At 71.1% G+C, this 13,530-nt stretch carries 12 protein-coding genes; 4 read left to right on the forward strand and 8 right to left on the reverse strand.

Annotated elements, in window-relative coordinates; all coding sequences use genetic code 11:
- The gene (locus tag AABA78_RS32700) at positions 1–1,323 is read right to left on the reverse strand and encodes a hypothetical protein (protein WP_338269240.1); all 1,323 of its coding nucleotides are present in this window, start codon (positions 1,321–1,323) and stop codon (positions 1–3) included.
- 207 nt (positions 1,324–1,530) lie between these two features.
- Between AABA78_RS32700 and AABA78_RS32705 the strand changes: the two genes are divergently transcribed.
- From AABA78_RS32705 to AABA78_RS32720, 4 genes are all read left to right on the forward strand, one after another.
- A complete protein-coding gene (locus AABA78_RS32705; protein WP_338269242.1) occupies positions 1,531–2,718 on the forward strand; it encodes a phospholipase D-like domain-containing protein in 1,188 nt (395 codons plus the stop codon).
- A 113-nt stretch (positions 2,719–2,831) separates the two neighbouring features.
- The gene (locus AABA78_RS32710; protein WP_338269244.1) at positions 2,832–3,488 is read left to right on the forward strand and encodes an NAD(P)H-binding protein; all 657 of its coding nucleotides are present in this window, start codon (positions 2,832–2,834) and stop codon (positions 3,486–3,488) included.
- 89 nt (positions 3,489–3,577) lie between these two features.
- A complete protein-coding gene (locus AABA78_RS32715; RefSeq protein WP_338269245.1) occupies positions 3,578–3,826 on the forward strand; it encodes an addiction module protein in 249 nt (82 codons plus the stop codon).
- A gap of 15 nt (positions 3,827–3,841) precedes the next feature.
- Positions 3,842–4,168 (forward strand): type II toxin-antitoxin system RelE/ParE family toxin, encoded by a 327-nt coding sequence (locus AABA78_RS32720; RefSeq protein WP_338269246.1) that lies wholly within the window; start codon positions 3,842–3,844, stop codon positions 4,166–4,168.
- Here AABA78_RS32720 and AABA78_RS32725 read toward each other — a convergent pair.
- Genes AABA78_RS32725 through AABA78_RS32755 form a run of 7 tightly spaced genes read right to left on the reverse strand, consistent with a single transcriptional unit; the run spans position 4,143 to position 13,315 of the window.
- Positions 4,143–4,952, reverse strand: a complete 810-nt coding sequence (locus AABA78_RS32725; RefSeq protein ID WP_014392992.1) for a carbohydrate ABC transporter permease — start codon at positions 4,950–4,952, stop codon at positions 4,143–4,145. The genes AABA78_RS32720 and AABA78_RS32725 overlap by 26 nt on opposite strands.
- Positions 4,949–5,827, reverse strand: a complete 879-nt coding sequence (locus AABA78_RS32730; RefSeq protein ID WP_338269249.1) for a carbohydrate ABC transporter permease — start codon at positions 5,825–5,827, stop codon at positions 4,949–4,951. The genes AABA78_RS32725 and AABA78_RS32730 overlap by 4 nt, the downstream gene beginning before the upstream one ends.
- Positions 5,824–7,107, reverse strand: a complete 1,284-nt coding sequence (locus tag AABA78_RS32735) for an ABC transporter substrate-binding protein (protein WP_338269250.1) — start codon at positions 7,105–7,107, stop codon at positions 5,824–5,826. The genes AABA78_RS32730 and AABA78_RS32735 overlap by 4 nt, the downstream gene beginning before the upstream one ends.
- Positions 7,108–7,163: 56 nt before the next feature.
- A complete protein-coding gene (locus AABA78_RS32740) occupies positions 7,164–7,817 on the reverse strand; it encodes an EcsC family protein (RefSeq protein WP_338269252.1) in 654 nt (217 codons plus the stop codon).
- Between the two features lie 52 nt (positions 7,818–7,869).
- Positions 7,870–9,438, reverse strand: a complete 1,569-nt coding sequence (locus AABA78_RS32745; RefSeq protein ID WP_338269254.1) for a hybrid sensor histidine kinase/response regulator — start codon at positions 9,436–9,438, stop codon at positions 7,870–7,872.
- Positions 9,435–9,899: a response regulator gene (locus AABA78_RS32750; protein ID WP_338269255.1), complete on the reverse strand. Its 465-nt coding sequence runs from the start codon at positions 9,897–9,899 to the stop codon at positions 9,435–9,437. The genes AABA78_RS32745 and AABA78_RS32750 overlap by 4 nt, the downstream gene beginning before the upstream one ends.
- Positions 9,896–13,315 carry a PAS domain-containing protein gene (locus AABA78_RS32755; protein ID WP_338269256.1) on the reverse strand — a complete coding sequence of 1,140 codons (3,420 nt, stop codon included), beginning with the start codon at positions 13,313–13,315 and terminating at the stop codon, positions 9,896–9,898. Before AABA78_RS32755 ends, AABA78_RS32750 begins: the two co-directional genes overlap by 4 nt.
- Between the last annotated feature and the right edge of the window lie 215 nt (positions 13,316–13,530).

Raw genomic sequence — 13,530 nt, forward strand, 5'->3', positions numbered from 1 at the left:
TCAGTCCGTCTCGCCCAGCTCGAAGGCCGACGTGCCGGTGTGGTGCTTGCGCTTCGTGAGCTGGTGCTCTTCGCGGAGCTGGTTCTCGTAGAAGGGCAGGTGCTCCGCCGTGCGCTGTTTGCGCAGCGCGCGGATGGTCTCGTGCTCCGTGGTGTTGCTGTAGCCGTGCTTCGAGTGCTCGCGCGAGTACGCCAGGGGCTCCAGCACCATCCGCGTCGGGTAGCGGTTCTGCAGGACGTGGATGAGCTCGTGCCCGTACACGATGAAGGCCGGCGCGGGGATGGGGTGCTGCTCGCGGGAGTAGTTGCGCTGCGTGCTGTCGCGCAGCCCGGAGCGCAGGCTGAGCCTTGAGCCGCGGCCGGACCCCTTGCCCGCGAGCCCGGGTGCCGGTTCGCTCAGCAGGTAGTCCTCGCCGTGGCCGTCCTCGTCGTACCAGCTCAACTCCACCTCCAGCTTCCCGATGCGCTTGCCCACGGCGTCGCGCCGCGTGCTCAGCTCCGCGTAGGGCTTCGACGACGCCTCCAGGCGCTTGCGCAGTTCGCCCCAGCTCTCGCTGCCTTGCCGCGCGGACTCCTCCAGGTGGGTCAGCTCCTCGCTCATCCCTTCGTACTCGTCCTTCAGCCGCTGGAACTCCTCGGACGTCGCCGTCAGGCGCTGCTTGTTGACCACCACCTTCTGCCGGAAGTTGGCGGACGGCGTGAAGGCCTGGGTCAGCACCAGCGTCACCGGCCACGCCGGATCCTCGTGGGTGGCGGCGAGGATCCACCGCATCAACTCGCGGCCATGCGGGCGCGACAGCAGCCGGGCGTGGATGGCGCGCACCTCGCGAAGGCCGCGCGCGTACTGCGCGCCGGTGGGCAGCTTCACCGCGCCCGTGCCGTTGCGCAGCGCATCCCAGTCCGCGTCCAGCTGCTGGCGGGCCGCGGTCCCCAGCGTCGCGCGGTCCGGCGTGTAGAGCAGCAGGTTCTTCGTGTGGACGTAGTCCACCAGCTCGATGTGCTTCTCCTGGATCTCCACGGCCAGCCGCATCAGCAGCAGGCGTGAGGCCTTGGAACTCGCGAGCCGCTCGCGCTCCAGGTCGAACAGCCGGTACAGCAGGTGCTCCGCCGTATCGAGCGCCTTCAGGCGCGCGTCCACCCACGCCTGCTTGCCGGTGAAGTAGTACGTGGCCTTGCCGCCCCACCCGCTCCAGTCCGCGTGGAACGCATCGAGCGCGGCGCAGAACGGCCGGACGAACTCCTCCAGCCGCGACACGATGGGCAGCAGCCGCCGGGGCTCCAGGCCCAGGTCCATCTTGAAGTCCGCCGACGTGCTCAACGCCATGTCCGCTCCCGGTGTCTCACTCGGGGTGTGACGCTAGCACGCACCTTTCACCCACCTCGCCACCCTGTGCGCACACCCACTCCGTGCGACCAGCGAACACTCGTCTCGTGCTCGCGGGTGACACGTCACCCGGGGGTGCCTACCCCTGATGTTCAGGAGGCGCGGGCAACGGACGTGGGCAAGGGCGGACGATGGTGTTGGGGGGTCGTGGGGGCGTTGCTGCTCGCGGGATGTCCGTCCGCGTGCAACACGAAGGAGTCGTCTCGCCCGTTCCAGCTCACGGGGCAGGTGGGTTCGCGTGGGGCGGGCTTCGCATCGGCGCTGTACCAGACGACGGGCGTGCGGATGGAACCGCGCAACCGCATCCGGTGGGCGAACAACGGCGCCGTATTCGACGTGATGGTGGAAGAAATCGGCCGGGCCCGCGCCTCCATCAACATCGTGATGTTCATCTGGAGGCCGGGCCGGGCCTCCGAGCGGATGATTGAAGCGCTGGCCGAGCGGACCCGCGCGGGCGTGCACTGCCGCGTGCTGGTGGATCCGCTGGGCAGCGGCCCCTTCGAGAAGGAGGTGAAGCCCCGGCTGGAGGCGATTGGCTGCGAAGCGCACCTGTTCCGCCCGCTGCCCGCGGACGAGAACCTGGCGCGCAACCACCGGAAGATCTTCGTGGTGGACGGCCGGGTGGCCATCACCGGCGGGCTGGCCATCCAGGACGAGTGGCTGGGTGACGCGCGCAACGAGAAGGAGTGGCGCGACACCAACGTGCGGGTCCAGGGCCCGGTGGTGGCGCAGCTCCAGCAGGCCTTCGCGGAGAACTGGCAGGAGGCGACAGGCGCCCTGCTGCCCCAGACGGACTTCCCCACGCTTGCCGCGGACCAGCCCGGCCTGGACGCCGCGGGCGAAGGCTGGGCGGCCTTCGTCAGCAGCACGGCGAACCCGGAGGTGACGCGCGCGGAGCGGCTGACGCAGCTCATGGTGAAGGCCGCGAAGAAGCGGCTGTGGATTTCGCAGGCGTACTTCACGCCCAACGACGCGCTGACCGCGCTCCTGGTGGAGAAGGCGCGCGCGGGCGTGGACGTGCGGGTGCTGGCGCCGGGGGACAAGAACGACCAGCGGGCCATCACGGTGCTCCAGCGTCAGACGTACGACACGCTGCGGGCGGCGGGCGTGCGCCTCTGGGAGTACCAGCCGTCGATGATGCACGCGAAGACGATGCTGGTGGATGACCGGCTCGTGCTGGTGGGGTCCATCAACTACGACGCGCTGTCGTTCAACCTGCTGGAGGAGGGCTCCCTGGTCCTGGAGGACGTGGACGCGGCACGGCAGCTGGAGGCCATCTTCCTGGAGGACCTGACGCACGCGCGCGAGGTCCAGGCCGAGCAGGCGCAGCGCTGACGCCGGCTGTCAGGTTTCACGCGCGGCCCTGGGAAACACTGGGCAAGCGGTGGGGCCGTGTGCTCAAGAAGCGCTCCGGGGGCCAGGAAGGTCACGGCCCGGGAGGCATCGCCATGAGCAGCGCAGCTCCTCGTCATCTCTTCGTCGCGGGCGCCACGGGCGCGACGGGCCGCACGTTGATGCGGCAGGCCCTGGCCAGGGGCGTGCCCGTGACGCCGCACGTGCGCCCCAAGAGCGCGAACACGGAGCCCGCGAACACCTGGCCGAAGAAGGCGGTGCTGGAGCTGGCGGACGGGCCCGCGCTGGTGGAGGCGATGAAGGGCAGCACGACGGTGCTCCAGCTCATCGGCACGATGCGCAAGCGCTTCGCGGCCGGGGACACCTACGAGACGAGCGACATCGGCACCACGCGGCAGCTGGTGGACGCGGCGAAGGCGGCGGGGGTGGACCACTTCGTGCTGCTCACGTCGGTGGGCGCGGGGAGCCCGGTGGGCGCGTACCTCAAGGCCAAGGCGGAAGCGGAGCGCATCGTCCGCGAGAGCGGCATCCCCTACACGATGGTGCGCCCGCCCGCGCTGGAGGGCGAATACCACGCGCCGCCCGGCATCCTGCACGCGCTGGGCAAGCTGCCGCTCTTGGGCAACCTGAAGCCCATGCACCTGGACCAGCTGGCCGCGGTGCTGCTGCGCATCGCGGAGCGCCGGGCGCCGCTGGACACGGCGCTCGAAGGCAAGCGCCTGTGGGCGGAGGTCGAGGCGGTAGGCCGGTAGCTGTCAGACCCTCCAGGTAGGAAGGCTCCTCCGCTGCACGAGCAGGCATAACGCCTGCGCGCGAGCGCATGACTCGCGGAGGAGCTACAATGGTGGTGATGGCGACCGTGGATGAGTTGATTGCCCAGGTCTTGCGACTTTCGCCGGACGACCGTGCCCGACTCGTGCGTGAGGTGTCGGACAGCCTGGATGAAGGCGTGGAAGCCTCGGATGCCGAGGCGGCCTGGGGCGAGGAAGTCAGGCGCCGTGCCCAGGAAGTCCTCGACGGCACCGTGAAGCTCGTCAGCCTCGAAGAAGTAGAGAGAAAGATGGAGGAGCGTGCACGTCGGCGTCGATAAGGGCCCACGCCACGCATGCCCATCCAACTGCATCCCGCCGCCGACTCGGAACTTGATGCGGCATCGGACTGGTATGAGGAGCAGCGCCTTGGACTCGGAGGCCTCTTTGACTCCGCCGTTCGCCAGGCGTTGAGGGACATCGCAGCGAATCCGGACCGCTGGCCCTTCTGGCCGGGCCTCCTCCACACGCCGCCCATCCGCCGCTTCCTGCTTCCGGAGCACCCCTTCGCCCTCCCCTACCTCGTTCGCGACGAGGACGTGGTGGTGCTCGCCATCGCGCACCTGCGTCGCCGGCCTGACTACTGGCTGCCCCGCGCTACTCCTTCACCGCGCCGGCCGTGAGCCCGGACACGATGCGCCGCTGGAACAGCACCGTGAGCACCACCAGCGGCAGCGTCGCCACCACCGACGCGGCGGCGATCTCTCCCCACGGCTCCTTGTACTCACTGGCGAAGAGGCTGATGGCCACCGGCACCGTGCGCTTCTCCGGCGTGGACAGGAACGTCAGCGCGTAGAGGAACTCGTTCCACGCGAAGATGAAGACCAGGATGGCCGTCGTCGCCAGCCCCGGCGCCGCCAGGGGCAAGAGCACCCTCCGGAACGCGCCTACCGGCGTGCACCCGTCCACGCGCGCCGCCCGGTACAACTCATCCGGCAGCTGGCGGAAGAACGACGTCAGCACCCACAACGTCAGCGGCAGCGCGAACGTCGTGTACGGCAATGCCAGCCCCACCAGGCTGTCCCGCAAGCCCACCGCGTTGAGGATGAGGTACAGCGGGCTCACGGTCGCGATGGGCGGGAACATCGACACGCCCAGCGCCGCGGACAGCAAGAGCCCCCTCCCCCGGAACTCCAGCTTCGCCAACGCGAACGCCGCGGACGCGCCCACCGTGAGACAGAACACCGTCGTCAGCGTCGCCACCACCAGCGAGTTCAACACCGCCCACAGGAACGGCCGCCCGAACAACACGCTCTCGTAGTTGGCCCCCGTCAGGTGCGAAGGCCACGGCCGCGTCAGCTCGCCGTCCGGCCACAGGCTCGTCAGCACCTGCCACAGGAACGGCCCCAGGAAGAACGTGAGGAACGCCACCACGGCCAGCGCCGTGCCCAGCCCCGGCCGCTTCATCGCCGCCCCTCCTCTCGCCCCAGCCAGCGCAGCCACACCACCGCCAGCAGCACCACGCACAGGAACGTCGCCACCGACAGCGCGCTGCCGTACCCGAAGTCCCCGGAGCGCATCAGCGTCTTGTACGCATAGATGCTCAGCGTCTCCGTCGTGTTCGCGGGCCCGCCCTCCGTCAGCACGTAGATGGCGTCGAACACGCGGAACGCGTCCAGCGACCGGAACAGCACCGCCAGGAGCAGCGCGGGCTTCAGCAACGGCAGCGTGATGGACCGAAACTGCCGCCACCCCGACGCGCCGTCCACGCGCGCCGCCTTGTAGAGGTCCTCCGCAATGCCCTGCAGCCCCGCCAGCACCAGCAGCGCCACGAAGGGCGTCGTCTTCCACACGTCCACCAGGATGGCCGCGTGCAGCGCATACCCCGGCGCGCCCAGCCAGTTGATCTCCGCCCCACCCAGCATCCGGTTGATCAGCCCGTAGTCCGGGTTGAACATCCACGCCCACAGCCGGGCGCTCACCACCGTGGGGATCGCCCAGGGCACCAGCACCGACGCGCGCAGCAACCCCCGTCCCGGGAACGCGCGGTTGAGCAGCAGCGCCAGCGGCACCGCGAGCAACAGCTCCACCGTCACCGCCACCGCCGTGAAGTACGCCGTGTTCCCCAGCGCGGACCAGAAGCGCGCGTCCCCCATCAGGTAGACGTAGTTCTCCAGCCCCGTGAAGCGCCGCTCGCCGAATACCAGGATGAAGCGGTGCAGGCTCAGCCACACCGCCGCCAGCACCGGGTACAGCGCCACCACCGCCAGCACCAACACGGCCGGCGCCACCAGCAGGTACGCCTGCCGCCGCTCCCGCGCCTGCGAACCCGCGCCCCTCACTCCGCCTCCTCCTTCGGCTGCTCACCCGTCAGGTGATCCACCTGCTTCTGCGCGCGGGTGAGCGCCACCTCCGGGGTCCGCAGGCCCGCCACGGCGGCGGAGAACTCGCTCTGGAGCACGTCCGCGATGAGCAGGTAGTACGGCGTCACCGGCCGGGGCCGCGCCCGGGTCAGCGCCTCCTTGAGGCTCGCGATGAAGGGCTCCTCGGCGCGCAGCTCCGGGTCGTCATACAGCGCCAGCCGGGGCGGGTTGCGCGCGTAGTGCAGCGCCAGCACGCGGTTCGCCTCCGGTGACGTCAGGTGCGCGATGAGCCGGGCAGCGGCCTTGCGGCGCGCGGGCGACACGTGCGCGTTCACCGCCAGCTGCCATCCGCCCAGCGTCCCCCACCCCGGCTGTCCATCCTTCGTCGGCAGCGGCGCGATGCCCACCTTGCCGCGGATGGGAGAGCCCTCCGCCTGCGCCTCGCTCCACGCATAGGGCCAGTTGCGCATGAACACCGCGCGGCCCTCCTGGAACACGCGCCGAGACTCCTCCTCGCCGAAGCCCGTGACCGTCTGGGGGGACAGTCCGTCCGCGATGAGCCCGTGCAGGTACGCCAGCGCCTCGCGCGCGGGCTCCGTCTCCAGGAGCACGCGCCCGTCCGGACCCAGCGACTGCCCGCCATGGCCCCACAGCGCCTCGTACACGTTGCAGGTCAGGCCTTCGTATTGCCGGCCCTGCCACACGTAGCCCTGGATGCCGGGCACCTTCGCCATCGCGTCGCGGGTGAAGCGCCGCAGCTCCTCGTAGGTGCGCGGCGCGCGAGGCACCAGGTCCGTGCGGTAGTAGAGGACGCCCACGTCCACGTACCAGGGCACCGCGTACGTGCGGCCGTTCATCACGACGGCGTCCACCGGCCCGGGCAGGAACTCCTCGCGCAGGCGCGCGGGAGGGAACTCCTCGGACAGGTCCGCCACCCAGCCCGCGCGAGCGAACTCCGGCACCCAGACGACGTCCGCCACCAGCACGTCGAAGTCCGTGGCCCCGCCCTGCAACGACGTGAGGAAGAACTGGTGCGCCAGGTCCGACGAGTTGGGCAGCGCCTCCGTCACCAGCTCCACGTCCGGGTTGGCGCGCTCGTATCGAGCCAGCAGCTCCCGGAACGGCTTCGGGTCACCCCACAGCGGCTGGAACTTGAAGACGATGCGCGTGCGGCCCCCGGTGCCCGCCTCCTCGGACGAGCGCCGGCACCCTCCCACACCGAGGCCCAGCGCGACGAGGAGGACGAGGAGGCGGCCCATGCGCCCGGATGACTCCAGCGCGAGAGGCCACCGTCAACGACAAGCCCCGCGCCCGGTCATCCAGGAGACATGCCCGGCACGGGCACCAGCGGTCCCGGTCCTGGCGAGAACAGCCGCCGGGCCGTCGCCCCCACCGCGCGGCACGCGAGCGCATCCACCGCGCCGCCCACCAATCCACCGGCCAGCGGCACCACCTTCGACAGGTTCACGACGCCCTTCTGCGACGCCTTGCTCACCAGCCGGAAGCCCACCGCGCGGTTGATGCTGCCAAGCGCGTGCTTCGGCACGGCCTCCAGCGCGCGCATGCCCAGCTGCTGGCTGACCTCGATGCCGGCCTGCTTCACCACTTCCTTGCCGATGTCCCCCACGATGGCCAGCAGTGTGAGGGTCCGCACGCGGTCCTCCTCCACGTCGTGTCCGTGGATGCGAGCGATGGCGCCCACCAGCCGCGCCTGCACCGCCCACGACACGCCCAGGCCCGCGGGCAGCGACACCGGCAGCGTGAGCAGGCCGCCCAGCCCGGACAGGAAGCCCGTGGTGAACAGCTTCCCCGTCTCCCAGTGGATGAGCGAATCGATGCGCGCCTCGTGGTTCGCGTAGCGCGAGTCCGCCAGGTACTCGTCCGCCAGCCCCGTCGCGCTGCACAGCGGCCCCAGGCCCTCGAAGCCCGCGTCCAGGACGGCGTTCACGACTTCCAGCGGCTTCGACATGCGTCCACCTTCCACTTGAGACCACGACACGGATGCAACCCGGTGACAACCGCTACGGCGTATCCCGCACGGGCACGCGCGGCAGGCGCACGGTGAACACCGTGCCCTCCGCCGCGGACGACTGCGCGTCCACCGTCCCGCCGTGCGCCAGCACCAGCTGCCGCACGATGTAGAGCCCCAGCCCGATGCTGCGCTCGGAGCGGCCCACTGTCGTCCCGCGCTGGAGCGGCTCGAAGATGCGCGGCAGCATCTCCGGGGGGATGGGGTCGCCCTTGTTGCGCACGTGCACCACGATGGCGTCCGGCTCGCCCCGGCTCTCCACGCGCACCGGCGTGTCCTCCGGGCTGTACTTCAGCGCGTTGCCCAGGATGTTGGACAGCACCTGCGCCATCCGGTCGGAGTCCCACGCCCCCTGCCCGTCCCCCACCTGCTCCACCTGAAGGGTGCGCTCCGGGTGCGCCGTGCGCGCCTCCTCCACCACCTGCAACGTGAGCGCGTGGAAGTCGCACGGCGCCGCGTGCACCGGGATGCCGCCGCCCATGCGCGCCTGCGTGAAGTCCAGGAGGTCGCGGATCATCCGCGTGGCCCGCTCCGACGCGGACAGGATGCGCGCCGCCGCCTTCGCGTGCCAGGGCTGGATGTCGTCGCGCCTGAGCATCAGCGACGCGCCGGTGAGGATGGCGCTCAAGGGGTTGCGCAGGTCGTGGCTCACGATGCCAATGAGCTGCTGCTCGAACTCCACGCGCGCCTGCGCCTCGTGCACCAGCTTCTGCCGCTCCTCCTCCGCCCGCCGCCGCTCCGTGATGTCGCGCATGGCGCCCACGATGCGCCGCGCCTTCCCGCTCGCCCCGCGCAGGATGGAGCCCTGCGCCGCCACGTACGCGTACTCGCCGTCCTTGCGCAGCACGCGGTACTCGTCCTGCCACCGGTCGTCGTCCGACTCGAAGGCCCGCTGCAGCCCCGCCAGCACCCGGTCGCGGTCCTCGCCGTGGATGTGCCGGCGCCACCACGCCGCGTCCGCGCCCACCTCTTCCAGGGGGAAGCCGAAGACCTCCTCCGTCGCGTCGCCAATCCAGTGCATCGCGTCCGTCTGGAGGTCCAGGTCCCAGATGGCGTCGAAGCTGGCGTGCGCCACCAGCTGGTAGCGCTCCTCGGACTGGCGCAGCGCCTCCTCCGTGCGCTTGCGCAGCCGCACCCCTTCCGCCTCGCGCAGCGCCCGCCGCACGCTGGGGCCCAGCCGCTCCAGCCGGTCCTTGAGCACGTAGTCCGTGGCGCCGCGCTTGAGCAGCTCGATGGCGCGGTCCTCGCCCAGCGCGCCGGACACGAAGAGGAACGGCGTGTCCGGACACACGGCCTGCGCCGCCTCCAGCGCGCTCATCCCGTCGAAGCCCGGCACGTTGTAGTCCGACAGGATGAGGTCGAACCGGCCCTTCTCCAGCGCCGCGACGAAGGCCGCACGGCCCGGCACGCACTCCAGCGTCGAGGGCAGTCCGCCCTCCTCCAGCTGCGCGGCCACCAGCTGCGCGTCCAGCGGGCTGTCCTCCAAGAGGAGGATGGATAACGGCCGGTCCGTCGAAGGCAGGGGCGTCAGGTCCCGTGCGGCATTGCCGCGTCCGTTCATTTCGAGGCTCCGGTCGCGCCAGGCGAGCCCGGAGGCGGCTGGTTCACCACCGCCCAGAACAGCCCCAGCTCGCGCAGCGCGGACACGAAGTCCGGGAAGGCCACGGGCTTCACCACGTAGGCGTTCACCCCCAGGCCGTAGCTGCGCGCCAGGTCCCGCTCCTCGCGCGACGAGGTGAGCATCACCACCGGCACCGCCTTCAGCTCCGGGGCGCCCTTCACCTTCTCCAGCACCTCCAGCCCGTCCACCTTCGGCAGCTTCAGGTCCAGCAGCACCACCGCCGGGTGGCCGTCCCGCCGGTTCGCGTACTCGCCCTTGCGGAAGAGGTAGTCCAGCGCCTGCTGCCCGTCGCGCACCACCACCACCTCGTTGGCCAGGTGCACCTCCTCCAGCGCGGCCAGCGTGAGCGCCACGTCGTTGGCGCTGTCTTCCACCAGGAGGATTCGCTTCAGCTCGATCACGCGTGCGTCTCGACTTTCTTCTCCGCGGGAGAAGTCCGGGGCAGGGTGAAGGTGAAGGTCGCGCCCTGCCCCACGGCGCCCTCCGCCCAGGTCCGTCCGCCATGGCGCGACACGATGCGCCGCACGTTCGCGAGCCCGATGCCGGTGCCCTCGAACTCCTCGGCCGTGTGCAGGCGCTGGAAGACGCCGAACAGCTTGTCCACGTACTGCATCTCGAAGCCCACGCCGTTGTCGCGCACCCACACCGCGACCTCGCCGTCCGTCTCTCGCGCCCCCACCTCGATGGAGGCCTCCGGCTTCGGACGCGTATATTTCAGCGCATTGGCCAGCAGGTTGTGGATGACCTGCCGCAGGAGCGCCGGGTCCCCCTCCACCGTGGGCAGGCTCCCCACCCGCCACTCCACCTGCCGCCCGGTGGCCTCCGGCATCAAGTCGCGCCGGGCCTCCTCCACCAGCTGGCCCAGGTCCACCCGCGACTGGCGCAGCTCCGCCCGGCCCATGCGGGAGAACGCGAGCAGGTCGTCCACCAGCGTGCCGCCCTGCTTCGCCGCGCCCGCGATGGTGGAGAGGTAGCCCTTCGACACGTCGTCCAGCTTCGCCCCCGCCCGCCGCTCCAGCAACTGCGCGAAGCCGGTGATGTGGCGCAGGGGCGCGCGCAGGTCGTGCGACACGGAGTAGCTGAAGGACTCCAGCTCCTTGTTCGCCTCCTGGAGCTGGGCGGTGCGCTCGCGCACCCGGCGCTCCAGGCCGGTGTTCAGGTGGCGGATCTCCTCCTCCGCCTGCTTGAGGCTCTCCAGCGTGCGGCGCTCGTCGTCGATGTCCGTGTTGGTGCCGAACCAGCGGGCGATTCCCCCCTCGCCGTCCCGCACGGGCATGGCGCGCGACAGGAACCAGCGGTAGCTGCCGTCCGCGCGGCGCAGCCGGAACTGGTCCTCCCACAGCGTCCCCTCGCGCAGGGCCGCGTTGAAGCGCTCCTGCACGCGCGCGGCGTCCTCCGGCTCGATGAGGTCGTTCCAGTCCTTCTCCCCCACCTGCGCCGCCGTCGTCCCGGTGTAGTCGTACCAGCGCTGGTTGAACCAGAAGAGGCGTCCGTCCGGCTCCGCCATCCACGCCAGCTGCGGGATGGAGTCCGCCAGCGTGCGGAACTGCTGCTCGCGCTCCTTCAGCTCCGCGGCCAGCGCCTCGATGCGCCGGCGCGCCAGCACCTGCTCCGTCACCTCCCACGAGACGGACACGATGCCGTCCACCTTGCCCTCCGCGTTGAGCAGCGGCTGGAAGGTGAGGTTGAAGTAGCCCTCCGGCGCGTCCTGGCCCACGTCGCGGCCCAGCCGCATGGGGACCTCGCGGCCCTGGTAGGTCTGTCCGGTGCGGTAGACGTGCTCCAGCTGCTCCACCTGCCCCTGGTCCTTCAGCTCCGGCAGGGCCTGGCGCACCGTCAGCCCTAGCAGCGGCCGGGAGCCGGTGAGCTTCAGGCGCAGGTCGTTGGCCATCTCGAAGACGAGCTCCGGTCCGCGCAGCACGGTGATGGCGGCCGGCAGCTGCTTGAGCACCGCGAACAGGTTGCGCCGCTCCGCCTGCGCCGTCTCGTAGAGGCGCGCGTTCTCCAGCGCCACGCTGGCCATCTGCGCCAGCTGCACGGCGACCGTCTCGTCCTCCGCGTCGAAGTCGCCCTCCACCTTGTCGGACACCTGCACCAGGCCCAGGTTGCGGCCGTCGTGGCCCACCAGCGGCACCGCCAGGAAGCCCTTCAGGGGCAGCGCGGGCGGGGGCGCGGGGGGCGCTTCGGCGTAGGCCGTGAGCTTGCGCAGCTCCTCTCGCGTCAGGCGCAGCGGCCGGTTCTCCTGGCACACCCGCGCGAAGAGGCCGCGCTCGTCCACTGACACCTCGGCTGCGCCCGGTGCCAGCGGCTCGTGCTCCACCGCCGACAGCGCGGCGAGCGGCTGCGCGTCGCGGCCGTCCGCCACCTGCACCGAGGACTGGTTCGCGCCAATCAGCTTGCGCGCCTTGAGCGTCACGAGCTCCAGGATGGCCGGCACGCTGCCGGCCGCGTTGAGCGCCAGGCTCGCGCGCGACAGGCCGCGCAGCTGTTCGGTGCGGCGCAGCTCGCCCGCCATCAGCCGGGCCCGCTCCGCGTCGGCGCGCTTGCGCGCGGTGATGTCCTGCACGGTGCCCACGAAGCGCACCGGCTGGTCGTCCTGGAAGTACGTGCGGCCCGTGGCGCGCACCCAGCGCTCCACGCCGTCCTTCAGCCCCACGGTGCGGTAGGCCACGTCGTAGTCGCCCCGGCCGGTGGGGTCCCAGCTGAGCGCCACCGCGCGCTGCACGGCGTCCCGGTCCTCCGGGTGCAGGCCCGCGAGGAACAGCTCGTAGGACGACTCGGCCTCCGGCGGCAGGCCGAAGAGCGCCTTGCAGCGGGCGTCCCACTTCAGCTCGCCCGTCACGATGTCCATGTCGAAGGTGCCCAGCGCGGTGGCGGTCAGCGCCAGGCGCAGGCGCTGCTCGCTGTCCGCCAGCGCGGCCTGCTGCCGGCGCAGGTCCTGCGCCAGCGCCTCCGTGTGGCGGCGCGCGCGCACGAACTCCGTCACGTCGGTGGCCAGGGTGATGATGCCGGACGCGGTGCCGTCCAGCTCCACCATGGGGTGGTAGATGACGTTGAAGAAGACGGAGTCCGGCTGGCCGTCGCGCTCCAGCTTCACCTCGAACTCCGGCCGCACGAAGGGCTGCTTCGTGCGCACCACGCCGCGCAGCACCTCCAGGACCTCCGGCTGCGTGGCCATCTCCGGGAACACGTCCAGCAGCGCCTGGCCCGGCGTCACCCGCCGCCCCACCAGCAGCTCGTAGTACGGGTTCGCCAGCTCGAAGACGAAGTCCGGGCCGCGCGTGATGGAGATGCCCACCGGGGCCTGCATGAAGAACGCGTGCAGCCGCTCGCGGTGGACGGCCTCCAGGGCGTGGCGCTCGCGCTCGCGCAGCGACTCCTCGCGCAACTGCACGGCCTCGCGCGCCAGGTACAGCTCCACGAACATCGACACCTTCGCCAGCAGGATTTCAGGCCGCAGCGGCTTGCGCAGGTAGTCCACCGCGCCGTGCGCGTACGCGGCCAGCCACTCCTTCTCGTCGCCGTCGCCCGCGGTCATGAGCAGCACGGGGGTGCGCCGGCTGCGCTCGCGCTCGCGCAGGAGGCCCAGCACCTCCACGCCCGTCATGTCGCCCAGGTTCATGTCCATCAGGACGGCGGCGAAGTCCTCGTCCAGCACGCGCCGCAGGGCCTCGCGTCCGGAGGTGGCCCGCACCAGCCGCTGCCCCAGCGGCGTGAGGATGCCCTCCAACGCCAGCAGGTGCCCGGGCGTGTCGTCGACGATGAGGATGCTGGCCCTTTGGGGGGACATGGGCAGGGGCACGGCGGCGGAGGGCATGATGGTGGAGGCTCGGGGAGCGGGCTCCCCTTCCCTTTAGGCTGCTTGCAGGCACGCGGGGGAAGGACGCGCCCGGCTTCGGAGCGTCCCCGTTGACGGCAGGACAACACTCCGCGCCGCAACCTGCCTCCTCCCCCCCGCCGATTCCAGCAGAACCCCATGGACCCCCTACGATCGCCGCCTCCCCGTCTGCTCGGAGACGCAGCGGGAAGGCG

This window comes from Corallococcus caeni (assembly GCF_036245865.1).
Classification (GTDB): Bacteria; Myxococcota; Myxococcia; order Myxococcales; family Myxococcaceae; genus Corallococcus; species Corallococcus caeni.